This is a genomic window from Novosphingobium sp. SG754 (genome assembly GCF_013149315.1).
Taxonomy (GTDB): domain Bacteria; phylum Pseudomonadota; class Alphaproteobacteria; order Sphingomonadales; family Sphingomonadaceae; genus Novosphingobium; species Novosphingobium capsulatum.
On the sequence record NZ_JABGCC010000007.1, the window covers coordinates 195,102 to 218,943 of the forward strand.

Annotated in this window: 20 protein-coding genes, 1 tRNA gene, 2 rRNA genes and 3 pseudogenes; 13 read left to right on the forward strand and 13 right to left on the reverse strand. The window is 61.9% G+C overall.

Annotated elements, in window-relative coordinates; all coding sequences use genetic code 11:
• Positions 1 to 406 precede the first annotated feature (406 nt).
• Positions 407 to 616: an AlpA family transcriptional regulator gene (locus FHW97_RS17555; protein ID WP_028657410.1), complete on the forward strand. Its 210-nt coding sequence runs from the start codon at positions 407 to 409 to the stop codon at positions 614 to 616.
• A 419-nt stretch (positions 617 to 1,035) separates the two neighbouring features.
• Here the strand turns inward: FHW97_RS17555 and FHW97_RS17560 are convergent.
• A pseudogene (locus FHW97_RS17560) lies at positions 1,036 to 1,203 on the reverse strand (transposase domain-containing protein); the annotation flags it as partial.
• Positions 1,204 to 1,507: 304 nt separating this feature from the next.
• Between FHW97_RS17560 and FHW97_RS17565 the strand changes: the two are divergent.
• A complete protein-coding gene (locus tag FHW97_RS17565) occupies positions 1,508 to 1,774 on the forward strand; it encodes a hypothetical protein (RefSeq protein WP_168353080.1) in 267 nt (88 codons plus the stop codon).
• Positions 1,775 to 2,317: 543 nt separating this feature from the next.
• Here FHW97_RS17565 and FHW97_RS17570 read toward each other — a convergent pair.
• Both FHW97_RS17570 and FHW97_RS17575 read right to left on the reverse strand, forming a co-directional pair.
• The gene (locus FHW97_RS17570) at positions 2,318 to 2,857 is read right to left on the reverse strand and encodes a hypothetical protein (protein ID WP_168353081.1); all 540 of its coding nucleotides are present in this window, start codon (positions 2,855 to 2,857) and stop codon (positions 2,318 to 2,320) included.
• Positions 2,858 to 2,990: 133 nt separating this feature from the next.
• Complete coding sequence (locus FHW97_RS17575) at positions 2,991 to 3,587, reverse strand: alpha-ketoglutarate-dependent dioxygenase AlkB (RefSeq protein WP_168353082.1); 597 nt, start codon at positions 3,585 to 3,587, stop codon at positions 2,991 to 2,993.
• Between the two features lie 209 nt (positions 3,588 to 3,796).
• Between FHW97_RS17575 and FHW97_RS17580 the strand changes: the two genes are divergently transcribed.
• The 6 genes from FHW97_RS17580 to FHW97_RS17605 all read left to right on the forward strand — a co-directional run bounded on the left by FHW97_RS17580 (position 3,797) and on the right by FHW97_RS17605 (position 13,660).
• Positions 3,797 to 4,525 (forward strand): ImuA family protein, encoded by a 729-nt coding sequence (locus FHW97_RS17580; RefSeq protein ID WP_168353083.1) that lies wholly within the window; start codon positions 3,797 to 3,799, stop codon positions 4,523 to 4,525.
• The gene (locus tag FHW97_RS17585) at positions 4,449 to 5,996 is read left to right on the forward strand and encodes a DUF6504 family protein (RefSeq protein ID WP_168353084.1); all 1,548 of its coding nucleotides are present in this window, start codon (positions 4,449 to 4,451) and stop codon (positions 5,994 to 5,996) included. Before FHW97_RS17580 ends, FHW97_RS17585 begins: the two co-directional genes overlap by 77 nt.
• Entirely contained in the window at positions 5,993 to 9,325 is a 3,333-nt protein-coding gene (locus tag FHW97_RS17590) for an error-prone DNA polymerase (RefSeq protein ID WP_168353085.1), read from the forward strand. Before FHW97_RS17585 ends, FHW97_RS17590 begins: the two co-directional genes overlap by 4 nt.
• A 43-nt stretch (positions 9,326 to 9,368) precedes the next feature.
• The gene (locus tag FHW97_RS17595) at positions 9,369 to 10,004 is read left to right on the forward strand and encodes an SOS response-associated peptidase family protein (RefSeq protein ID WP_168353086.1); all 636 of its coding nucleotides are present in this window, start codon (positions 9,369 to 9,371) and stop codon (positions 10,002 to 10,004) included.
• Between the two features lie 187 nt (positions 10,005 to 10,191).
• Positions 10,192 to 11,448 (forward strand): hypothetical protein, encoded by a 1,257-nt coding sequence (locus FHW97_RS17600; RefSeq protein ID WP_168353087.1) that lies wholly within the window; start codon positions 10,192 to 10,194, stop codon positions 11,446 to 11,448.
• Complete coding sequence (locus FHW97_RS17605; RefSeq protein WP_171799361.1) at positions 11,414 to 13,660, forward strand: P-loop NTPase fold protein; 2,247 nt, start codon at positions 11,414 to 11,416, stop codon at positions 13,658 to 13,660. The genes FHW97_RS17600 and FHW97_RS17605 overlap by 35 nt, the downstream gene beginning before the upstream one ends.
• Before the next feature lie 82 nt (positions 13,661 to 13,742).
• Here the strand turns inward: FHW97_RS17605 and FHW97_RS17610 are convergent.
• The 4 genes and pseudogenes from FHW97_RS17610 to FHW97_RS17625 all read right to left on the reverse strand — a co-directional run.
• Positions 13,743 to 14,225 (reverse strand): annotated as a pseudogene (locus FHW97_RS17610) (integrase core domain-containing protein); the annotation flags it as partial.
• Between the two features lie 170 nt (positions 14,226 to 14,395).
• Complete coding sequence (locus FHW97_RS17615; protein WP_168353089.1) at positions 14,396 to 14,851, reverse strand: SMI1/KNR4 family protein; 456 nt, start codon at positions 14,849 to 14,851, stop codon at positions 14,396 to 14,398.
• 128 nt (positions 14,852 to 14,979) lie between these two features.
• A pseudogene (locus FHW97_RS17620) lies at positions 14,980 to 15,189 on the reverse strand (transposase); the annotation flags it as partial.
• Positions 15,190 to 15,243: 54 nt separating this feature from the next.
• Positions 15,244 to 15,489 (reverse strand): hypothetical protein, encoded by a 246-nt coding sequence (locus tag FHW97_RS17625; RefSeq protein ID WP_168353090.1) that lies wholly within the window; start codon positions 15,487 to 15,489, stop codon positions 15,244 to 15,246.
• A gap of 150 nt (positions 15,490 to 15,639) precedes the next feature.
• Between FHW97_RS17625 and FHW97_RS17630 the strand changes: the two genes are divergently transcribed.
• On the forward strand, positions 15,640 to 16,170 hold the full coding sequence (locus FHW97_RS17630; RefSeq protein WP_168353091.1) for an NADAR family protein: 531 nt from the start codon (positions 15,640 to 15,642) through the stop codon (positions 16,168 to 16,170).
• Positions 16,171 to 16,662: 492 nt separating this feature from the next.
• On the opposite strand, the gene FHW97_RS17635 is transcribed toward FHW97_RS17630, so the two are convergent.
• Together FHW97_RS17635 and FHW97_RS17640 are read right to left on the reverse strand one after the other, a co-directional pair.
• Positions 16,663 to 18,012, reverse strand: coding sequence for a sensor histidine kinase KdpD (locus FHW97_RS17635; RefSeq protein WP_183555627.1), 1,350 nt, complete (start codon positions 18,010 to 18,012; stop codon positions 16,663 to 16,665).
• Between the two features lie 5 nt (positions 18,013 to 18,017).
• Positions 18,018 to 18,740, reverse strand: coding sequence for a response regulator (locus FHW97_RS17640; RefSeq protein WP_168353093.1), 723 nt, complete (start codon positions 18,738 to 18,740; stop codon positions 18,018 to 18,020).
• Positions 18,741 to 18,899: 159 nt separating this feature from the next.
• Here FHW97_RS17640 and FHW97_RS17645 point away from each other — a divergent pair, with 159 nt between their 5' ends.
• The 4 genes from FHW97_RS17645 (at position 18,900) to FHW97_RS17660 (ending at position 21,616) form a co-directional block, all read left to right on the forward strand.
• Positions 18,900 to 19,313 (forward strand): hypothetical protein, encoded by a 414-nt coding sequence (locus FHW97_RS17645; protein WP_168353094.1) that lies wholly within the window; start codon positions 18,900 to 18,902, stop codon positions 19,311 to 19,313.
• Positions 19,314 to 19,396: 83 nt separating this feature from the next.
• Positions 19,397 to 19,819, forward strand: coding sequence for an EF-hand domain-containing protein (locus tag FHW97_RS17650; RefSeq protein ID WP_168353095.1), 423 nt, complete (start codon positions 19,397 to 19,399; stop codon positions 19,817 to 19,819).
• 1 nt (position 19,820) lies between these two features.
• Positions 19,821 to 20,711 carry a sterol desaturase family protein gene (locus FHW97_RS17655; RefSeq protein WP_370525461.1) on the forward strand — a complete coding sequence of 297 codons (891 nt, stop codon included), beginning with the start codon at positions 19,821 to 19,823 and terminating at the stop codon, positions 20,709 to 20,711.
• The gene (locus FHW97_RS17660) at positions 20,702 to 21,616 is read left to right on the forward strand and encodes a dienelactone hydrolase (RefSeq protein WP_168353096.1); all 915 of its coding nucleotides are present in this window, start codon (positions 20,702 to 20,704) and stop codon (positions 21,614 to 21,616) included. Before FHW97_RS17655 ends, FHW97_RS17660 begins: the two co-directional genes overlap by 10 nt.
• 299 nt (positions 21,617 to 21,915) lie before the next feature.
• Here the strand turns inward: FHW97_RS17660 and FHW97_RS17665 are convergent, their stop codons facing one another.
• From FHW97_RS17665 to FHW97_RS17680, 4 genes are all read right to left on the reverse strand, one after another.
• Positions 21,916 to 23,148, reverse strand: a complete 1,233-nt coding sequence (locus FHW97_RS17665) for an integrase arm-type DNA-binding domain-containing protein (protein ID WP_168353097.1) — start codon at positions 23,146 to 23,148, stop codon at positions 21,916 to 21,918.
• A 187-nt stretch (positions 23,149 to 23,335) separates the two neighbouring features.
• Positions 23,336 to 23,412 (reverse strand) — tRNA-Met (locus FHW97_RS17670).
• An 85-nt stretch (positions 23,413 to 23,497) separates the two neighbouring features.
• Positions 23,498 to 23,612, reverse strand: a 5S ribosomal RNA gene (gene rrf / locus FHW97_RS17675).
• Positions 23,613 to 23,735: 123 nt separating this feature from the next.
• A 23S ribosomal RNA gene (locus FHW97_RS17680) occupies positions 23,736 to 23,842 on the reverse strand; the annotation flags it as partial.

Sequence of the window (23,842 nt, forward strand, 5' to 3'; positions counted from 1 at the left end):
CAGGGCCGTGACGCCCCCCGTCACCTCGGAGCCGAGGCAGACACCGCCGCGCAACCAAAGCGCGGCGACGATCGGAGGGCCGCAAAAGCGGACCGACAGGCACGGCCAGCAAAGGCCGAGCCAGGTGTCAGCGATCGTACCGGCTCTGCCGACGAGACGGCGCAGCCGGCTCGGCTGGAGCGCAGCGGAAGGAGAGCGCGATCAGGCCGAGACGGCCTGAGACATAATCTGCACGAGCCCCAAAATTTCTTTTTCGCAGCCTGGGGTAGGAACGGACACCCCGGGGTCAACTGGCGTAAAATCGGCGCATTGGCACCGTTTTCGGCACTCTTGACGCAAACCGCAGACCAGCAAATCTCACGAGGAAGGAGCAAGAAAACCAACCACAGCACAGGAAGACCAAGCCATGACTGAACAGCCCCCGGACCGCATCCTGCGTCTCAACGCCGTGCTCGATCGCACCGGCCTGACCCGCGCCACTCTCTACCGCAAGATCCAGGCGGGTACTTTTCCTAAGCAGGTCCGCATCGCCACGCGCTGCACAGGCTGGCGCGAATCCGCCATCCGTGAATGGATGCGCAATCCCATGTTCTATCGGGTCGACGACGTCCGATAGGTAGCCATACGGTGAAGGCCGCTTTGGCTGTACTCGCCTCGGTGGCCTAATGTCGCGTGGGAGAATGACGTTCGCAAAACCACATCAAATAGGCCCATGCCAAGATCAACGGGACGAAGCCGAAGTCGCCGTATTGCTTTGACAAAAAAATGCACAGCGGCGCTACAGTTGCGATCGATGCGACGGGATAAACCACTCCCTTCCAATGCGCGGGCATGTAGCTCCACATAACCCGTGCGAACCAGATTTCTCGTCCAGAATCATTGAACATGCGACGACGTTGGACCTGAATCCATTCGGGTTCGTCGTCGCGATGTTGTGGCAGTTTCATGAGATCAATCTGATCGAACTCTGCTATGTCCGCAAGGATGTCTGTTCCAGTACGGATCTTGCTGACAGGACGGCTTACAAAGGCGAAGTCAGGCCCTCTGTGGCTGCCAGTTCCACGGAAGCAGGTCCGGCAGTCTGCTAACCGGACATTCCGCGATGCGGGCCAGCACATCGGCGAGCCAGGCTTGCGGATCGACATCGTTGAGCTTGCAGGTCTGGATCAGCGAATAGACGATGGCCGCGCGCCGCCCGCCGCGAGGCCCAAACCGGGCATCGAGCCCGGCTCGAGCCTTCTTAGGCGGCATTGCGGGGTCCTGCTTACTCGGGTCTTTTCAGGATGACATGGGTTCGGCCGATCGCGTCAAGGATGCGCGGTTCCCCCAAAATCCTGTGGATTTCGGCCCCCCACGCCCCGCTCACGCGGCCGCTGCGTGGTCCTGGACCAGCCCCCACGGCCATGTCACAACGTCTGCGTCCCTCAATCGACAGGGAAACAAGGCGACGCTTTGACCATTTCATCGGGACCGGCCGCAGAAGGTCGACAGCGCAAAGGAAGGTGACATGCCCATTTCGAAATTGAGCGCGGTGGAACGGATTGCCCGGGTTCTTGCCGCCGAGCGCCTCAGCGTGAACGGGGAAGGCTACGAAGCCTCTGCGGGCGATGAGGTCGAAAGGGAATGGCATCTCTACATCGGCCAGGCGGTCGCCATCCTCAAAACGCTGCGCGAGCCCGATATCGTGATGGCCAATGCCGGCAATGCCGTGGTCTGGCGGGCGATGGTGGAGGCAGCTCTTGCCGATTACGAAGGCGATCCATCCGACGAATAGCGCGCCGAGGGTTTGCGTTGAGGATGCGCCAAGCCCGCTGCTTTTGGGCGCGAGCCGCCATCGCAGGCCCTGCGGGCCAGCAATGGCTCGATTTGGGTGGAAAACGGTCGTTGACGGAGGAGTGCCTTCGAGTAGCTTAGCCAGATGAAATTGTTCCTCATTGCGCTGCCACTGCTAGTTGGCGGATGCTCGGAATCATGCACAAGCACCCTTGTCACAAGGGCAATCGCTCCGGATGGGCGACACAGCGCTGCATTATTCCAACGTGACTGCGGAGCGACGACCGACTTTTCGACACAGATTTCCGTATCTGCTTCCGGAAATCAGCCCAGCAGCGCTGGCAATGCATTCCGTGCAGATGATGATCATGGGGCAGCCGCAGCGGGCAAATGGGGCAGCCCTTGGGCTGAGATGAAGTGGTTGGCAGCAGACCACCTGCATGTCAGATACGCCGGCAAATCTCGCGTATTCGAAAGAGCTGACCAAATCGACGGCGTTCGTCTGACATACGAGGCCGTGACGCGCTGAACGTCCACAACTGGCCTATCTCTCCCAGTCCGCCAAGGCCCTGCGGTAAAGGCGCTCTTGTTCCTCGACGCCTTCACACAGGCGAGCAAGCTCCTTGCCGTTCTCGCGTTTCCGTTCAGCCAACTGCGCTTTGAGCACCTCAATTTCCTTCACCAGCTTCGTCTCTGCAGTTTCAAACTCCTTCTGCCTGCGCTCCAACCCGGCGCGGGCCGCGTCCAGCTTTTCGCGATTGGGCCGAGGCTTTGGCTTGGGCGGGCTCTGCTTTTCCTTCGCCCTCTCCGGCGGAGTTGCTTTAGCCTTAGTTGAGCTGGACGTTCTTGCCGCCGCCAGATGTTCGGCGGTTGTGCCGCGTGAGACGCGCAGCACTTGGCCTGGATGAGCCAGCGCCGCCTTCGCCAGTTCAGGGTCCGTCACAATCTCGGCCGCCCCCTGCGCAAAGAGGTTGCGCCTGGCGCCCCACGCCTCGAGCGCCGCCTTTTGACTGGGGGCGGCAATATAGACGTCCTCGAAGCCCGCAGAGGTACGGAAAACCTTCAGTGCGCGTTTGTTGACCATAGGGACTAAACAATTCAAACGCTGCTTGGATGCCAATCCGCCGGTCGGCGCGACGCACGCACCGCGTGAACCAGGCGCCGGTCCGTGGGCTGGGCCGCAGAACACCTGAACAGCCGCGATCTGGCAGGACGGATCAGGGCCGCAGGGAGAGTTCCCGTCGACCTTTCTCCGATAGGCTGCGCAAGGTGATCGACCAGCGCGTCTTTTCCATCTCGGCGATGCTGTGCTCCCAGCCATGGCGCGCTTCCCCGCTCAGATGATAAATCGAGCGCGGCGCCAGCGGGGCGGACACCCGGCCAAAGGCCTTTTCGAGACGCTTACGAAACCGCATCACGGCCGGCTCGCCGAGCGAAATGCCGATGACGTGCTCGAAGATCGGGCGATCGCGATGCCAGCCAATGCCGGCTCCCGGATCGTAGCGGATCAGCAGGGCCTGCACGAGATCCTCTGGAGGAAGACCCGCAAAGTCGCCCGCCCGCTCCCTGATGGCCAGCAACCAGTCGGGCATCGGCGGGGCAGCGGCAGCCATGCCTTTGTCGAAATCGTAGCTCCAGCCAAACGAGGTGGTAAGGCGCTTGCCTTCCCAACCCTGAAACCGGAAAGGCGTGAGGCTCAGGCCATCGATGTGATCGATCAGCGCGCGTTCTTCCTCAGCCGAGATGAAGGCATTGGCGGCGGTGAGGCCCGGCAGCAGCGGCAACCCGAAGAGATCCGTGGATAAGTCTGCCATCTCACATCACCTCCCCGCTGATCACCAAGCCTCCGAAGAAATCAACAGGATAGTCAGGAGTTGCCTAAGCCCGTTGCCACGCTTTGGGAGCGGCTTGCCTAGCATTGGAACATAAATAGAACAAGGCCGACGTTGCGGGCCTTGACTTACGTCGGCGCCGAATAGAACATTAGAGGAACAACGTCACGCTTCAGAGTCTTCATCGTGCCATGCGTCCGTCCACAATCCTTGACCAATTGCGCGAACAAATCGCCACAATCGAGGGCAAAGCAGTGGCCGGAACGGTGTTGCCGTTTGGACTCGATACCATTGACCGTCACCTGCCGGGCGGCGGGCTGTCCAGCGGTGCGCTGCACGAAATGGCGGGCAGCCATGCCCTTGCTGATGACGCTGCGGCGACTGTCTTTCTCGCAGGAATCCTTGCGCGTGTGCAGGGGCCGGTCTTCTGGTGCCTGCGCTGGCGCGATCTCTTCGCCCCAGCCCTCGATCTGGCGGGCTTGACCCCGGACAGGGTGATCTATGTCGAGGCGGGCAGCGATGTGAATGTGCTCACCGCCATGGAGGAATGCCTGCGCCATTCGGGCCTCGGCGGCGTCGTAGGCGAGGTCAAAGCCCTCTCGACCACGGCTTCGAAACGTCTCCAGCTCGCTGCCGAAAAGTCGGGCGTCCCCGCCTTTGTGTTTCGCCGCGCGCTCCCGCTCGATGCCCCGGCTTCCGGCTCAGCCGCTGTCACGCGCTGGCGCGTGCGCGCCCATCCCAGCGAAGCGCTGGACATTCCGAGCCTTGCCCGCCCGCGCTGGGAAGTGGCGCTGGAACGGGTACGCGGCGGCGAACCCCATCTTTGGATCATGGAGGGCTGCGATGCGACGGGTCGTCTCGCTCTTCCTGCCGAACTGGTCGACCGATCGGATCGTCAGGAAGCTCAGGCAGCAGCCTGACCAGCCCACGTCTTTGGCAACAGCCCCGCTCGTTACCGCGCTCCCCGATCATGGCCGCCGCGTGATTGCAGCGGTTGACGCGGCTGCGCTGGCGCTGGGTATCCGTCCCGGCATGACTTTGACCAAAGCACGCGGCTTTGCGCCCGAGCTGGTCGTGGTCGACGCCGATCTGGAAGGCGATTTCGCAGGGCTCAAGCGCCTGGCGCTTTGGGCAACGCGGCATTACTCGCCAGTTGCCGCGTCCGATCCGCCCGATGGCATCTGGATCGACATCACCGGCTGCGCCGAGCGCTTTGGCGGCGAAGCGTTGCTGGTGAAGCACCTTTATCGCCGGGTGCTCGCCTCAGGCCTGCATGCTCAGCTTGCGGTCGCGGACACTGCTGGCTGCGCTCACGCCGTGGCGCGACAGGTCCCATCAGGGCGTCCGACGATTGTGGAGCGGGGCAAGACTCGCGCGGTGCTGGCGATCCTGCCCGTCCATGCGCTGCGGCTTGAGCGCGGTGTGGCCGATGAGCTGCGGCGCATGGGGTTCGAGCGGATCGAACAGCTGATCGCGGCGGCCCGCGCGCCGCTGGCCAAACGCTTCGGGCTTCAGCTCCACAAGCGACTCGATCAGGCGCTGGGCCATCTGCCCGAGCCGATCGAACCGATTTTCGCACCCAGCGTCCCGCGCGTGCGGCGCTCGTTGCTCGAACCCATCGGCACCGCCGACGCCTTTGCCCATGTCATGGGCGACTTGAGCCGTGATCTTGCCGCCGTGTTGCTGCGCGCCGGGCTCGGCGCGCGCCATCTCGATCTGCTCTGCGAGCGGGTCGATGGCCATTGGCAAGCGATCCGCATCGGCACGGCCAAGCCCTCTCGCGATCCAGAGCATCTGGCCAAGCTGCTCGGCCAGAAGATCGACACCATTGAGCCCGGCTTGGGGGTCGAGGCCATGACGCTGGTGGCGCCGCTGACCGAGCCGCTGGCGGGGGCGCAGGCCGATGCGCTGTCGGCCCGGCGCGGCCCCGACCTTCCGGCGCTGATCGATGCGCTGGCCAATCGCTTTGGCGCCCGCCAGCTTTATCAGGCCACCGCGCGCGCCAGCAGCATGCCCGAGCGCGAGATCGACCTTGTGCCGCCGCTCAGTCGCGCCGCGCCCGAAGGCTGGGATGCCGCCTTGCCCCGCCCTTCGCGCATGATCGTGCCGCCCGAGCGGGTTGAGGTCACGGCCATGCTGCCCGATCATCCGCCCGCCATGTTCATCTGGCGCGGCAAGCGTTACCGCGTCGCCCGCGCCGATGGCCCCGAGCGCCTGCATGGCGAGTGGTGGCAGGCGGGCGGACTGGAGGTCGAGACGCCGCTGTCGGTGCGCGACTATTTCCAGGTCGAGACCACCGAGGGCGGTCGGTACTGGATCTATCGCCTCGGTGACGGCACCCAGGCCGTCACAGGTCCTATGAGCTGGTTCATCCATGGCGCCTTCGCATGAGCGAAGGTGCCGATCCATTGGCCGACGCCCGCTATGTCGAGTTGCAGGTCACCACCCATTTCAGCTTCCTGCGCGGCGCCTCCTCGCCCGAGGAATTGGCCACCGCCGCAGCCAATCTCGGCCTGCCTGCGATCGGCATCACCGACCGCAACAGTTTTGGCGGACTGGTGCGGGCTTGGGATGCGCAGAAGGTGACTGGCATCCGCACGATGCCGGGCGCCCGGCTCGATCTGGTCTGCGGCACCTCCCTGTTGATCTATCCGACGGACAAGCCGGCCTATGCCCGCCTCTCGCGGCTGCTGACGATCGGCAAGCGTCGTGCCGGCAAGGGCGCCTGCCATCTCCATTGGGCGGATCTGGAGGACTGGCACGAAGGGCTGATCGCCATCCTAGTGCCCGATGGCGCCGATGCTGCCAATGAGCAGGCGCTCCAGCGCCTGGCCCGGCTTTTCGGAAACCGGGCCTATATGGCGTTGACGCTGCGGCGACGCCCGAAGGATGCCATTCGCCTGCGCGATCTGGCGGCGCAGGCCGCCGCCGCGCGCGTGCCCACGGTGGCGACCGGCGACGTGCTTTATCACAGCCCGGACCGGCGCATGTTGCAGGACGTGGTGACGTGCATCCGCGAGGGCTGTACGATCGACACACTGGGCAAGCGGCGCGAGCGCTTCGCTGATCGTGATTTCAAGACGGCCGATGAGATGGAGCGACTCTTCCGCCGCTATCTGGGCGATGTTACCCCGGTGCATCGCAGCGTCGAGATCGCCCGGCGCTGCAGCTTCGATCTGGGTGAACTGACCTACACCTATCCCGACGAGGTGGGCGATCAGGGTCTGACGCCGCAGCAGGAGTTGGAGCGGCTGACCTGGAAAAAGGCCCCGGAGCGCTATCCGCAGGGCGTGTCCGACAAGGTGCGCGGGCAATTGCTGCATGAGCTGAAGCTTATCGCCGAACTAGCCTATGCCCCCTACTTCCTCACCGTCCACTCGATCGTCCGTTTCGCGCGCAGCCGGGGCATCCTGTGTCAGGGGCGCGGCAGCGCCGCCAATTCGGCGGTGTGCTTCGTGTTGGGCATCACTTCGATCGACCCGGTGCAGTCCGAATTGCTCTTTGAGCGCTTCGTCAGCGCCGAGCGGCGCGAGCCGCCCGACATCGATGTGGATTTCGAGCATGAGCGGCGCGAGGAGGTCATCCAGTGGATCTATGAGACCTATGGCCGTGATCGGGCTGCCCTCACCGCCGTCATCACCCGTTTCCGGGCCAGGGGCGCGGTGCGCGACGTGGGCAAGGCGCTGGGCCTGAGCGAAGACATCTGCACCGCCCTCTCAGGCCAGGTGTGGGGCTGGAGTCGGGATGGCGTGGAGGAGAAGCACGCGCAGGCGCTCAATCTCGATCTTGAGGACCGGCGGCTTCAACTCACGCTTGAGCTTGCCAGCGCGCTCATCAACACGCCGCGCCATACCTCCCAGCATCCCGGCGGATTTGTCCTGAGCCATGACCGGCTCGACGAGCTGGTGCCCATCGAGCCTGCCGCCATGGAAAACCGGCAGATCATCGAATGGGACAAGGATGACATCGACGCGCTGGGTCTGATGAAGGTCGACGTGCTCGGCCTCGGCATGCTGGGCTGTATGCGCCGGGCTTTCGTGCTGCTTGAGGACAGCAAGGGCATCACGCTGGATCTTGCCACCATCCCACGGGAAGACCCCAGGACCTATGCCATGATCCGCAAGGCCGATACGCTGGGCACCTTCCAGATCGAGAGCCGGGCGCAGATGGCGATGCTGCCCCGGATCAAGCCGACCACCTTCTACGATCTGGTGGTGCAGGTCGCCATCGTCCGGCCCGGCCCGATCCAGGGCGATATGGTCCATCCCTATCTGCGGCGTAGGGAAGGCAAGGAGACGATCACCTATCCTACCGAGGAACTGCGCCGGGTGCTGGAAAAGACGCTGGGCGTGCCGCTGTTTCAGGAACAGGCGATGCGCGTTGCCATCGAATGTGCGGGCTTTACCGCCAGCGAGGCCGACCTGTTGCGCCGGGCGATGGCGACCTTCAAACTGACGGGCGGGGTCTCGCATTTCCGGGACAAGCTGATCGACGGGATGGTGGCGCGCGGTTACACCGCCGATTTCGCGGAAAAGACCTTTACCCAGATCGAGGGCTTTGGCTCCTACGGCTTTCCCGAAAGCCATGCCGCCTCTTTCGCGCTCATCGCCTATGCCAGCGCCTGGATGAAATGCCACCATCCCGATGTGTTCTGCGCAGCGCTGCTCAATGCCCAGCCCATGGGCTTCTATGCCCCGGCCCAGATCGTGCGCGACGCGCGCGAGCATGGCGTCGAGGTCCGGCCTGTCGATGTGAACCACAGCCGATGGGACTGCACGTTGGAGCCCACCGGCAAGCGCTATCTGGCCGTTCGCCTCGGTCTGTGCATGGTGCGTGACCTCAAGAACGCCGATGGGGCGGCCATCGTGCTGGCGCGGCGCGATGAGCCCTATGGCTCGGTCGAGGAAATTCAGCGCCGGGCGCTGGTCAGCGGGCGGGCGCTGGAGCGCATCGGGCAGGCCGACGGTTTCGGCTCGCTCGACCTCTCACGGCGCAAAGGCCTGTGGTCGGTCAAGGGGCTGGGTGATGCGCCCCTCCCCCTCTTTGTGGCCAGTGATGAACGGGCGGGCAAGCTACGCGGGGAAGCGATCGAGCCTGAGGTTAAGCTAGTGGCGATGCGGGAGGGGGAAGAAGTGGTGGAAGACTATCGCACCACCAACCTGTCGCTCAAAGCCCATCCGGTTTCCTTCCTGCGCGCCGACCTTCAGGCGCTTAAGATGGTAGGCTGCGGAGATCTTGTCCATCTGAAAGACGGGCGCTGGATCAATCTCGCTGGCATCGTTCTGATCCGTCAGAAGCCCGGCTCGGCCAAGGGCGTCATGTTTATCACCTTGGAGGACGAGACGGGCGTGGCCAATCTCGTCGTCTGGCCTAGCCTCTTCGAAAAGCACCGCCAGGTCGTGCTGGGTGCCAGCATGATCGGCGTGCGCGGCCAGGTGCAGCGCGAGGGCGATGTCATCCATGTCGTGGCGCAGCGGCTCGATGATCTCTCCCCGCTGCTCGCAAGCGTTGGCGGGCGTGGAGACGCTGGCGGGATCTATCCCGTAGGCCGCGCCGATGTGGTCAAACATGGTAGCGGGCCAGATCGCCGCGATCCCGAGGAACGACCGCTTGGGCGCCCCGCCCGGAATATGTTTGATCCCGACCTTGCTCTTGGCTCCGGGATCATCCCGGGGCAGCCGACCGAGGGGATCAAGGTGAGAACGCGTGACTTTCGATGAGGTGGGGTGCTTGTCCTTCCCTGCCCGCTGATAGGATTGGCCCATGTGTAATCGTGCCCGTTTCGCTGGTGAGCCGGAAGCCCTGTTCGGGGCCGCCAATAAGCTGTTTGGCGAGCGACCGCGCGACAATCGCTTCAATCCCCAGGAGCTTCGACCCAAGAGCCGCAATTATGTGATCCGTGAGCGCGATAATGGTGAGCGTGGTTGGGACGTGATGACCTGGGATGTTCGGGGCGGCAAGGCGGCCTGGCCGATGACCAATGTGCGTCAGCTTGGTCTACCGCAGTGGCGCAAGCTCGCCGAGAAGCAAGCCAACCGTTGTCTCGTTCCGCTAACCGAGTTCGCGGAGTTCACGCCCGACAAGCATGATCTGGGCGACGGCAAGCCGCCGCTCAAGGGCGAGATGTGGTTCTCGGTTACGGATCAGCCGATCTTTGCCGTGGCTGGTTTTTGGCAGGCGACAGCCGAGGGCTATGGTTTTACCATGGTGACCTGCGATCCCAATGGGCTGGTTGCGCCCATCCACCCCAAGGCGATGGTCACGATCCTGCGGCCCGAGGACCATGACACCTGGCTGCGGGGGAGCTATGAAGAGATCGTCGCGCTGCAGCGACCTTATGACGTTGCGGCTATGGCTGTGCGGGGGCCGGTGTTTCCTACGCGGGGCGTGGTGGTCTAAACCTGTAAATGCGCCCTTTTGGTGTAGTCGCCATACGCAGATTCGGCGGACTGACCGGAAAGTCTCCTCTTAGGGTGGCAGATCGGAATAGCAGACATCTCAGATCGCAAACTTAGGCATCCGCTCAATCTATGCACTTCGTGTTTTCTACATGGTCTGATATTGTCCAGGTAGGAGGCAATAAGTAATGGCCGACGAACTACTGTTTCGTAAATTTGACTTGTCGCGGGTGATCGAGAACCAGCGGACGAAACTGCTGAAGGAACTTGATGCAATGGCGGACAGCCGCCTGCTCAATACCGATCTGGCCGAGCTTCAGGCCTACGCTCTGCAAAAATACCAATTGGAGATGATCGAGTTGGGGGAGCCCAGCGTCGATGAGGGGCGCACGAAGATGCAGGTCGGACGCTATGGCGGCTTCCCTAGTGGCTACGATGATGGCGGCTCCGTTTCTGTGGATGCCCAGCGCTACACCCTCGAAATACCCTTCTCCGGGGACAAGGGGTTGTTTTTTTGCCGGGGTTCGACCTACAACATGAATCCGCCGAGCGGGACCGTCAGCGGCCAAACAATTTCGACCACACTCGTGGAACGCCAGCCTACCGCAGACCAGATCAATGCGACGTTTGAGCGGTTCCTGAAGGATCTCGACGATCATGTTGGCTGGTTGCGCCCCGATGTGGTGCGTTGGAACGAGTCCATCGCTGAGGTCGTCGGTGGCCATGTGCAGGCGAGGCGCGCGCGCGCCGACCAGGCCGGGGCCGTCGCATCTGGCCTCAAATTCGCTTTGAAACCACGTACTGACCGCGCTGCAACCTTCAGTGCACCAGTTGCTGCACGCAAGAAGATCGCGCCGCAGCTTCCGGCGGCACGGCCGGCCGCACCGCCGGAGCCAGCCCTGAGTGATGCCATCTACCGTGATATTCTCGACACCTTGCAGCAAATGGCAGAAGTCATGGAGCGCAGCCCTCATGCTTATGCCGACATGGATGAGGAAACGCTGCGCTTCCAGTTCCTCGTGCCGCTCAATGCAAAATTCGAGGGCGAGGCACGCGGCGAGGCCTTCAATTATGGCGGCAAGACGGACATCCTGATTACCTCGCAAGGGCGCAACATATTCATCGGCGAATGCAAAATCTGGAAAGGCGAGAAAGCCTTGTCCGAGGCCATCGATCAGGTGCTGGGCTATCTTAGCTGGCGGGATACTAAGGCGGCGATCCTGCTATTCAACCGCAACCGTTCTTTCTCGGATGTGCTGGCGAAGATTCGACCGACGATGGAAAAGCACCCGCAATGTACCAGCTTCGATGGTCAGCGCGGTGAAACGGAGTTTACGTTCACGTTCGCGCGCGCCGACGACGCGAGCCGCAAGCTGAAGCTTACCGTACTGGCCTTTGACGTGCCGGGGCATGTCGAAGGCGGCCCTTCTAGAAGGCAGCTCTAATATGAGTCAGAGCCAGCAGAGTGGGATCAAGGGAGATCGCGCGCTACAGCCGGGCGACGAAGATCGTCTGGGTTTCAGACAGATCGCGGCACGTATCGCCACATCACTGGTTGACCACGCATCGGATGGTGGCCTCGTCATCGGCATCGACGGTGCATGGGGCACGGGAAAATCGAGCCTGCTTTTCCTCATCGAGGATGAACTGAGCAAGCTTGACACTAAACAGCGTCCTACCGTCATCAACTTTCGCCCCTGGTTGGTCGGCCAGCGTGACACGCTGCTCGCCAGTTTGTTCAGCACGCTATCCACGCAAATCAATAACGTCGCCGCCGAAGCGGGTAACGTCACAGGAGTATCGGTCGCAAAGGCAAAGGCTGCCGCCGACGCGCTTCGCATGTTCACCGAGGGGCTGAGCCGGGTTGGGTCCTTTGTCGAGTTCGCCGGTGATGCAAGTGGGTTTGTTTGGGCAACGTGGGCTGGCAAAGGGCTGAAAGCCGTCAAAGGAATAGGTAAAAAATCTGAAGCTCGATCGTTGCCTGAATTGAAGGACAAACTCGTTCGGGCGCTAAACGATCTCGGGCACCGCTTCATTGTCACCATTGACGATGTGGATCGCCTTGAACCGTCCGAAGTGATTGAGGTGCTGCGCCTCGTCCGCTCGGTCGCGGACTTCCCGAACGTCGTTTACCTGCTCTGCTATGACAGCCAGATTCTCGCTCACAGCATCAAGAAGGCGGCCAAAGTTAAGAGCGGACAGGCCTATCTGGAGAAGATCGTCCAACTCACTGTCATGGTGCCGACACCTGAAGCCTTCGAGTTGCGCCAGTGGTTCACGGATGACTTGCATGCAATTGCAACACCCAAAAGCGAGGATGAGCTTTCGCGGTTACGGTCCGTAATCGATTACGAAGGCGGTCGTCTGCTCAAGACGCCCCGCGCCGTAGTGCGCGCCCTCGATTCCATCCGTTTCTTTTGGCCGCCGCTGCGCGAGGCAGGCGGCGATCTTGCTGATTTGGTTTGGCTGCAACTCATTAAGGACGGAAATCCTACGCTTTATCGTTGGATCGAAAACTATTCGACTGAAGTAACCGTACTCGCGCTTGGTACGGGGACCATTAGCGATGGTGAAAAGGCTCAACAGCTCACCAAGCTACTCGATGCGGCTGGTGATGACTTCTTCGCAGATTCGATCTATCGCTTCTATTTCGCGGAGCACCTCCCGGGAATGGAGGCTGACATTGACGAAAATGGCACGTTCGAGCTTTTTCAGCGGGACGGTGAGGATGTTCGGGCAGCGGCCATCCGTGACCGCCGTCTTGCCAGCCCCGACCATTACCGACTCTATTTTGCCTTGGCGGCTCCAGCCCATACCGTGACAGGCTTCAGTGCGGATGAAATTGCGGCGGCGGCGGAAGCGAGCAGCGCCGAGATCGGTCATATTCTCGTAGAGTTACATAAGCAGCGCATCGGCACGAGCGCCATGGGACAGGCGGACGTTCTGCTGGAACGCTTCAAAACCGCACACGAAGGGCTTTCGGCGAACCAAAGCCAGCACCTGCTATTGGCGTTTTCCAATGTTCTCGATGATGCCTATCGCGCCCGGCCGTTCGATATAGTGTGGATGAGTTCGCTTTGGGATCGGGCGGATCGCTTAGTTCCCATCCTCTTAGAAAAGCTCAGTCCCGAGCAGCGTCAGGCGACGATCACCACTATGTTCGAGCAAGGCAACGCCATCAGTTGGCTGTCCAAACTGTTCCGCAGGGAGACCTTCGGACACGGGCGCTATGGCGACCGCAGGAGACCGGAACAAGATTGGATTTTGAGTGACGCGGAATTGGATCAGGTTACGGCTATCATGCTCCAGCGCTATCAAGCGCTCACGAAAGATGACCTGTTTGCGTTGGTTGATCCGCTCGACGTGCTGTTTGCATGGTCACAGGGCTGTGACGCAGACGGCCCGAGAAAACTCATCGCAGGGTGCATTGCAGAGGATGAAGGCTTGATCGATACGCTGGAAAAGCTGACCACGTATGTCATGAGCAGCGATCGGGGAAGGTACTCGGTCCTGAAGCGCAACAATCTTGAGAGTTTCCTGGACTTCGACGAGGCTCGCGCGCGGACTGCGACGCTTGGTGCTGGCGGTGGCCCGCTGGCGGCGCGCGCGCAGGCCCTCGTTGCCGCGTTCAATTCAGCCGATCCTGATTATGATTGAGGTGTCGGTGTCCGTCGTCGAAACATTTGGCGCAAAGTTGGTGGCGCGGTAACGGAGAGCAGGCCTCGTCTGGGGATAGCTGTCAGGCGGCAAGTTTGCGGTGCTGCAAGCGCCGATGTTCGATGGTCTGCTTCTTAATGGCGGCGCGCTGGGCATGGATCTGCTGATCGCGGGCGAAGTAGGCGTCGGCGGGCATCACATTGCCCAGACTCTCGTGATAGCGCTGGTGGTTGTAGTGCTAGATGAAGGCTTCGATCTGGGCTTCAAGGTCGCCGGGCAGATAGTAGTTTTCCAATAGGATGCGGTTTTTCAAGGTCTGGTGCCAGCGCTCAATCTTGGCCTGTGTCTGGGAATGGAAGGGCGCAACGCGCACATGGCTCATGGCCTGCGCCTCGATATAGGCGGCCAATTCGCCCACAACATAGCTGGGATCATCGTCCGACAGCAGGCGCGGCTTGTGCAGCACGGTGGCGCTGCCACAACCTGAGGTGGCCAGCGCCAGATCCAGCGTGTCGGTCACGTCGCCCGCCGTCATCGTGGAGCACAGCTTCCACGAGATGATATATCCGCAACCCCATTTCTCGGCCATAGGCGCTAACGCCGAACAATCGATAAACAAACTATCGCTTCCGGCGTACGAGCTCAGGGGCCTGAACGGCCGCTATGAGGGCGGGTCACGGCGCCCGATTGGGTGCCGCTGGTACCGGCAGCACGCGCCCAAAATGCGACTATTGATCAGTGCGGCGCTACTCCGCAGAACTCGTCGATCCATTGGTTGAATGAGGGGGCGATCACGTCCACGGTCTGGTCGTCGTGATCAAAGAAGAACACCGGTGCCGCTTCCTCACCATCGTTCGCATTGCAAAAACAGAATAGGTTTCCCATGCAGTCGGTGGCGAAAGCGACAAGATCCTCAGGCAAGCCCAAATATCGCCAATCGTCTGTAACAGATACAATCTCAGACGGATTAAGGAAATTGCTAAGGTCTCTTAAGTAAAGTTCTCGATCAACGATTGCATCAAGTAGCGCAATAGTTGGGCGTGGTAGGCCTACCTGCAGAACGGCATGGCGATATTCGTTAGGAAGGCAAAAGCCGAAGCGTTGTTCGACGATGCGGATGTCCGCCTCGGTGACTGGATCAGGAGGGTAGCTACTAGACGCCCACAGTTCGGCAAATCGCTCCAGCGACATAAATTCCCCACTTCGAGGCTCGGCACTCTATCACCGGCAGCTTTCGTCGCAACGTCCGCTTTCCACCGAGGCTGTGTAAAAACGCTTTGGCTGTTTTGAAGGAGCAGGCGCATGATGGCTACTTCGGCTCAGCCTTTCATCGCTGCGATCATTTTCGGGGCGCCGAGCATGTTGATGGCGCGCTTTAAATTGTAAGCGAGGACGTGGAGGCTCATTTCGGTGCTGACCTTCTCCAGGGTCCTGGTCTTGAAGTGACTTCTTCCCATCCAGTCCTTGATCGTGCCGAATACGTGTTCGACAGTTCGTCGTCGGATGCGCATGGCGTGGGGCATGCGCTCGTGTCCGGAACAGCCGGTTTGGGCGACAAACTGGTGTATTGCCGTCATTCGCAGCTATCGATCGATGGCGTAAAGTTGTCGTAGCATGGCTGCGACGTCGTGATCTCGATCCGGATTACTGGGAAGCTCGATCCGATCGCGGACTACCCTTGTCAAATAGGTGGCAATTTCATCCGTCGGCGCATCGGCCTCGAGCAATTTCAGCACTTGAGGCGCGTACATGTCGTATTCGTCCGCGGCGTTCTCGATACCGCGCACGCCGATCGGATCCCAAGCCCAATGCAGGACGATTTGGATCATTTGAAGGTCTAGGTTTCTGCGCATTGGGCGTTTCTGCGCCAAGTATCGAACGTCTGCAACTGGGGCGATCGTGGCGGAGGACGAGGCCATGGTCAAAATGACAGCTCGCGCCTACTTGCGGACATTCGCAGCCGCAGGTATTTTTGGGGCATGCTCATTTTTGAACCCCACTCTGTGCCAAGCTTGGGCGTTGAAAACCTACCGGACCCATCCGCGTTCACTGTGTTCACACCATTCATAAAGGGTGTATTCAGTCAGTGGCATCATACACCGTTCTGTCTCGAGGGGATCAATTTCGTTACTGCAGAGCAATGGATGATGTACTGCAAGGCTATGCTCTTTGGCGACAAAGCGGCAGCCAATAAAATTATCGCTACTGAGGACCCAGCGACCCAGAAACGTCTGGGGCAAACAGTCACAAGTTTTGAACAAGGCGCTTGGGATCATTGGAAGATCGACGTCGTCTATCGCGGCAATATTGCCAAGTTTGCGCAGAACGATGGTGCGCTGCGTCAACTCCGCAACACCGCGGAGACGCTGCTGGTAGAAGCAAATCCGCGTGATTGGGTTTGGGGTAGTGGACTTGCAATCGAGAATCCGGCCGGTCACTCGCCGGCAATGTGGCGGGGCCAGAATCTGCTCGGACTTATTTTGACAAAGGTAAGGGACGACCTCGCTTAGACGTCGTCGCTACGTCCGCTTGCCACCAACCCAGGCTGTTCATGGGGTCAGCGACATTGATGAATAAACGACGGCTTTCGGCGTACGGGCTCAGGCGCCTGAACAGCCGCTATGAGGGCGGTTTGCGCCCCAATCCCGCAACTGGTCAAAAGCGCTAGCTCTGACCAGACCAAGACGTTCGCGTGTGGGCTCGCCCGAACGACGGGGAGCTGGAAGGAACAGCTGTTTGAACCTCATGAATCGACGCGAGGGCAGGCGACCATTTCACGTCGATGCGGGATCAATCGATGCTTTCCAAGGGCCGACTATCGGTCGATCGGTCGGAGCCCGCGATGGCGAGGCTTATGCCTACAGAGCTGCCCTACATCGACTTGGCTCATCTGCACGCCTCCGACCGGTAGATATTGGTTCTCAGGCTATGGAGGGGACAGGCTCTGCCGCTGAGACGCCATTGGCCGATGTTGGCGTGAGTGGGGTGGTCTAGCAGGGATGCTAAAGGCTGGCCGGAAGCCAAATGCTGACCAGAAAGCCTCCTTTGTCCCGATTGGCGAATGCGATCTCGCCGTCCTGGGCGGTGATCAGCGCACGGACAATCGCCAGCCCAAGCCCTGCTCCGCCACCGGCACTCCTATCGCGCGAGGGATCGATCCTGCCGAACGGCTGGCCCAATCCGGAGAGCTTATCGGCCGCTATGCCCGGCCCATCATCGCTTATGTCGATCCGCCACCGCCCTCGATCCTCGCACAGCGACAGGACAACCTGCGTGCCATGGCGCAGGCCGTTGTCGATCAGGTTGGTCAATGTACGGCGTACCGCAAGCGGCGCGGCGACAACGCTTGCCCGCTCGACCGAAAGCGACAAAACTACGGCATCGCCCATTTCCTGGTGAATTTCCACGGCGCGGCGCAACTCGGCGGCGAGATCCAAGGACCGTCGCATCCCGGCCCTGCTGGCCTCGGCCCGAGCGAGGAGCAACGTGTCTTCGAGCAGGGCCGCCATCTCGTCGAGGTCGCGCGCGGCGCGTTCACGCTGCTCCGCGTCGTCGATGAACTCGGCTCGCAGGCGGATGCGAGTGATATAGGTGCGCATGTCGTGCGCGATTGCGGCAAGGACACGGGTGCGCTCGGCCATCAGCTCGGTAATACGGCCCTTCATCTCGTTATAGGCCTGCGCCAGCTCGCGCAGTTCGGGAGAACCTGCGACGGCGAGATCGGGGGAATCCGGTTCGCCGCGATAGGTGCGGATATCGCGGGCCAGCCGTGCCATTGGCTGCGTGGTCGCGCGCACCGCGAAGGCAAGCGCCACCAGCGCCGCGATTCCGCCAACCCCGAGTAGCGCCGCGCGCTGGCGAAGCAGGGTGCGAACCGGCTGTGACGGCTGACTCTCGATCGTCAGCATGGCGGGCTGGTCGCCGCCCAGTGTGACATGGATGGCAAGCGGATCGGACATCCATCCAGGCCAGGGGTTTAATCGCGCCAGCCTGCGAAACCGTGCCGCACGTCCGGTTACGGACAGGCGATATCCGGGCAGTCCCCTGCTGTAGACGCGACCGATGTTCATGGCCTGCGCGCTTTGAGCCGTGGGTGGTAGCGGCCCGCCTTCCACCAGCACGTGATAGAGGGCGCCGTCGAACGCCTTCGCGACCGCGACGCGGCGTGGCGGAGGCACGGCCGCAATCAGATCGACCATCGCGCGTACTTGCGCGACGCTGGGGAGCCCGCCGCCGCCCGAAGGCTCATCCCTTCCTGGCGTCCAAGTCAGCGCGAACACCGCAAGCTGCAGCAGGACGAAGCTGCCGACCAGCAACACCGTGATGCGGAAGGAGAGCGTGCCGCGCTGCATGGTGCTCAACCACGCTCTACTTGTGCGGCAAGAGAATAGCCCCCGCCGCGCACCGTCTTGATCAGGCCTGCTCCAACCGGATGAGCTTCCAGCTTCCGACGCAGTTTGCCCACTTGCACGTCGATCGCGCGGTCGAAGGGCTGCGCATCGCGCCCGCGCGTCCAGTCTAGCAATTGATCGCGCGAAAGCACCCGCCGTGGATGGCGCACGAAGGCCGCAAGCAGGTCGAATTCACCCCCAGTGAGCTCGATTTCCCTACTTGCAGGATCGATCAGCGTCCGTCGCGCCAGATCGAGCTCGAACCCTTCGAAACGCCAGCGTTCCTCGGCGGCTGGCATGGGGGCAACCCGATGCCTGTCTCGGGTGCGGCGCAGGATCGCGCGGACCCTGGCCACCAGCTCGCGCGGGTTGAACGGCTTGGGCAGATAGTCGTCGGCGCCGATCTCCAGCCCGACGATGCGGTCGATGTCATCGCCGCGCGCAGTAACCATCAGCACGGGCACTTCGCCCTCCGCCTGGAGCCGGCGGCAGATCGAAAGCCCGTCCTCGCCCGGCAGCATGACGTCGAGCACGACGAGATCGACCCGCCGTCGCGCGCGCAGGCGGTCGAATGCTTCGCCCGTCGGGCACAATTCCGCCTCGAACCCCTCCCGTCGCAAAAGGGCTGCAACTAGGGGGCCGATCTCGGGATCGTCCTCGACGACGGCAATGACGGTCTGGCTGTCCATAGGCCCATCATGCTTGTGGGACGCGGCGAGGAAAAGTGACGATCGGCATGATTACATTTCTTCACACACGCTCATCCGCCGCTCGCAAAGGGGTTACACCGACATTCCAGATTGACGGTATCGGACGAGAACGGCCGATCCACTTTTTGGAGATTTGCCATGAAGAAATTTGCTATCGCTCTCGTTGCCGGCGCTACCGTCGCCGCCAGCCTTGCCGCTGTTCCTGTGCAAGCGCGGCCGCGTGGCGGCGCGGTTTCGGTCCAGGGTACTGGCGGCCGTGGCGGCACCCTGTCGCGTAGCGTCGACCGCCAGCCTGGCAACACAAGTGTGACCCGCGGCATCCAGACCAATTCGGGTATGGGCGCCACGACGACGCGCGGTGGTAGCTGGGTCAATGGCACCTATTCGGGCGGCGCCACGCACACCACCAATAACGGCCAGACCTGGGGCCGCTCGACCAGTGTGACTGCTAACGGCAATGGTACAGGCAGCGTCTCATCGACTGTGACCGGCCCGAATGGCCGCACCGGCACCGTGTCGGGAACGGTGAGCTCGACCCCGCCCCAGAACTGAGCCCGCCCCGCCACGCGGCCCGGCCATCTCGCCCTCTCCCCCCAGAAGGCCGGGCCGACTTTCACAAGGATAGCATCATGAGAATGTCCCTCTTCATCGCCGCGACCGCCACCCTTGCCATCGCCGGCACGGCCCATGCGCAAAGGGGTGGCCGCTTTGCCGACATGTTCGCCGGCGCGGACGCCAACCACGATGGCCGCATTAGCCGCGATGAATTCATGGCGGGCCGGAGCGCCCGGTTCGCCGAACTGGATCGCAACCACGACGGCGTGATCAGTGCCGCCGATTTTCCCCGTCTGGCGGCCTTTGCCGCAGCGAAAGCGAAGATGGATGCACTCATCACGAGCGCCGACGCCGATCATGACGGCAGGGTGACGCGACAGGAACTGGCGCATGCGCCGACCACGATGTTCGACAAGGCCGATGCCAACCACGATGGATTCGTCGATCAGTCCGAACTCACCGCCTTCCGCGCCAACGCGCGGGCGATGCGGGGAGGGATGTGACGTGGACGCACTGCTCACCCGTTCACCGGCTTGGTTGGCAGTCGTGGTCGGGCTGGTGTTCGCCGAGATCGTCTGGCGCTTGCGCAGCGGGCGCGGCTACGATCGCGGCAATGCGCTGACCACGCTTGGCCTTGCCGTCGGCAACATTCCGACCGCCATCCTCAATGGCGTGGTCATCGGGGCAGTATTCGATGCCGCGTGGAAGATTGCCCCCGTCCATCTTTCGCTCGACGACTGGAAGACTTGGGTAGCCGGGTTCTTGGCGGTCGAGTTCGCCTATTACTGGTTCCACCGCGCCAGCCATCGGGTCCGCTGGCTATGGGCGACGCATGCCGTTCACCATTCACCCGGGGAGATGACCCTGCTTTCCTCACTCCGGCTCGGTTGGACCAACCTCCTGTCGGCGGGATGGGTATGCTATGTGCCGCTGGTGTTCGCCGGGTTCGATCCCCGGCTCGTGGTGCTGCTGTTGGCGCTGGATCTGCGCTACCAGTTCTTCCTCCATACCGAGGCGAAGCTGTCATTCGGGCCGCTCGAATGGCTGCTCAACACGCCGTCCCACCACCGCGCGCACCACGGCTGTAACGATGCTTATCTCGACTGCAATTACGGCGGCGTGGTCATCGTCTTCGACCGCCTGTTCGGGACGTTCCGTGCCGAGCGAGCCGAGGAACCGGTGGTGTTCGGGCTCAAGGGCAGGGGGCTTGAAACCAATCCCGTGCGCTTGGCCGTTCGCGAATGGCGCGACCTGTTGCAGGATATGAAAACCGCGCAAGGGTTGCGCTACGCCGTGCGCATCGCGCTCTCGCCGCCGGGCACTGTCCTACAGCACCGGAAGACCCAGGATTTGGCGCCACGAAACCGCTTTTCGCTGCGGCCGCCGTGGCAATAGGCGCCGCCGCTTTTTCTCCGGCTCAGGCCTTCGCCGCGCCCGCCATCTGCAATGCGATTTGGACCGACGCGACACGAAGCGGTCGTCCCGTTCCGGTGCGAATACGGATGCCCGAAGGACGCGCCCAAGTCCCTGTCATTCTTTTCAGCCATGGCCTGGGCGGCAGCCTTGACGCCGGAACGAATTGGGTGACGGTCTGGGCCGAGGCAGGCTTCGCAACCGTCAATATTGAGCATGCCGGGAGCGATGCAGCGATCTGGAAGGGCAGAATGCGGCCCATGCAGGGTCTGCGCAGCGCCATGAATGGCCAGCAGCTACAAGCGCGCGTTGACGATGTCCATTTCGTGCTCGACCGGCTGGCAAAGGGCGGGCGTGAAGGGGCATGCGATCTCGGACGGCTCGATATGGACCGCGTCGGCATGGCGGGCCACAGCTTTGGCGCCCAGACGGTGTTGGCCGTGTCGGGCGCGCGCTACGGCGGCGCGGCGATCATGCACGACCCGCGTATCAAGGCGGCGATTGCGCTCAGTCCGCAACCAGCACTGGGGCAGGACGACCGTTCGGCTTTCGGAGGGATCGCCATTCCCTTCTTCTCGATCACCGGCACACGCGACGAACTGCCATTCCTCAACAGTGTGGCGCCCCAGGATCGTACCCGGCCGTTTGCGGCCATGCCGACCGGGAGCAAGTATCTGCTCGTTCTCGAAGATGCCAACCACATGATGCTGGGTGGCCAGTCGAAACGGATGCCTGTCATGCGCGCCACTGCGCATATCGTCGATGCCGTCGCCCGTTTCACCACCGACTTCTGGCGGACCTATCTCATGTCGGGTTCGAGCCGGCCTGACTTGATCGCCAAAGATCGGCACTTGCTTGCCAAAGAAGACCACTTTGCAGAAAAATAGAATGTCGAACTGACGCGTTCGATGTCCGAAACGGTCTGCATGGGACAGTCTGTGTGCAGAATTCCTTGTAAGATGACAGATACCGTCATCTTGCCACCAGAAAACAGCCCGACCCTTCGCCACCATCTGGGCCCTACACCGCCCCGCTCATGAATGAACGCCGGCTTTCGTGGGGTGCACATGGATGCCTAAACGTCGGCTATTGGGGCGGAAGCAGGCCAGCGGGCGCCGCCGCGCCCTTTCGGCATGTTCGGGTATAGTAGCCTACCGCTGATCCACAGTTTGCCAGTAAGCGTATGTCAGGCCGTGCGAGCCAGCTCGAGACCTTCAAGGTGAGGGGTGTCGCTAATTGGCGTCAGCAAGCCGAACACGTGATCCGCCCAGTCCTGGAGCATACGTCGGCGCGGCGACAAGTACAGCGCGCTGTTATAGGCGCTGCGGACGTCGTCGCGGTCGACGTGGGCAAGTGCCATCTCGATCCAATCGGCGCGATAGCACTCGGCTTCGTTGGCCCAGGTGGAGGCCAGACCGCGGAAGCCATGGACTGTCTGTCGACCGCGATATCCCATGCGGTAGCAACCATAGATCATGGTGTTCTGAGAAATCGGCTGCCCGAGCTTGTCACCGCCAAACACGTAAGCGCCCGTCGAATAGGCTCTGACGTCGCCGAGCAGCGACACGACTTGGCGCGATAGCGGCACAAGGTGCTCGCGTTCCATCTTCATCCGCGCAGCTGGCACGCGCCAAAGCGGCTCGGGCCCATCGAGTTGCTCGAACTCGTCCCAGCGAGCAAGGCGGGTCTCGTTGGTCCGTGCCCAGGTCAGCAGCGTGAACAGCAACGCCGCACGCGTCACCGCGCGACGGCGCGGATTCTCCTCGCCGTCGTAGCTGTCGATTGCCCGAACCAGCGCGGGCAGTTCCTGCAGACCGACCCGCGCCATGTGGCGAACCCGCGGTTTCGGCTTCAACAAGTCAGACAGATATGCCGCCGGATCCTGATCAGCCCAGCCTTGCGGGATCGCGAAGCGATAGATTTGACTCACATGCTGCTTGATGCGCCGGCTGACGTCGAGCGCCCCGCGCGCTTCCACCGTCCGAACCATGGCCAGCACGTCGGCGCTGGTGATGGACCGCAGCGGCCGATTGCCGAGCACTGGGAAGGCATCGCGCTCGAGCCGCGTCATCAGCCGCCTGGCATGGCCTTCATCGAGATTGCCCTCGCGGTTTTCGTGCCAGGCCCGTGCCGCCTGCTCGAACGTCTTGCCGGCTGGCGACCTGTTGCTGGCGCCAGGGTCCCTGCCCTGCCCCAGCGCCACCCTGGCCTCCGCGCGGCGCAGCCGCGCCTCGGCAAGGCTGAGATCGGGATAGCGGCCGAAGGAGAGCAGCTTCTCCTTGCCGTCGAACCGATACTTCATTCGCCACAGCTTCGAGCCATTGGGCCGAACGAGAAGGTACAGGCCCTCGCCATCGGCGAGCTTATAGTCCTTTTGCCGCTTGGTTGCGTAGCGGACTTCGAGTTCCTTGAGCGCCATGTGGGGGTACTCCGCTGGAATTGCAGCGATTACCCCACAAAATACCCCCAAATGCAAATCGACGTCCTGGCGTTTGGTGGCTTCTTGAGAGGCGACTTGAGATGGCGCGAATCGGCGGTAAGCCACGGAAAACAGGCATAAAAAAGCCGCCTCGGGACGTCCTGAGGCGGTATGGTATGATCGGATATGGTTGCGGGGGCAGGATTTGAACCTGCGACCTTCAGGTTATGAGCCTGACGAGCTACCGGGCTGCTCCACCCCGCGATGCGCTGCGGCCCCGTCGTTTATGACGACGGGGCCGCAGGAGAGACTTTGTGAATGGGTTTTATTCGTGTGCGCCAGCTTCAATGCCTGGCGACGACCTACTCTTCCAACGCTTGAGCGTTAGTACCATTGGCGCGGACTGGTTTCACGGCCGAGTTCGAGAAGGGATCGGGTGGGACACAGACGCTATGGTCACCAGGCAATGGAGCGGGCGCACATGAGGGGTTTAGATCGATGATGTTGGGATCTGGCTTGAGGATCGTCCGATTGTCACCGTTGGCCGCTGCATGTTGTGCAGGGTTGGTGGTGAGGGTGTGGATTCTACAAGCATGATAAGAGTGATTAGGACCGGTTAGCTTCATGCGTTACCGCACTTCCACACCCGGCCTATCAACGTGGTGGTCTACCACGACTCGATGATACCTTATCT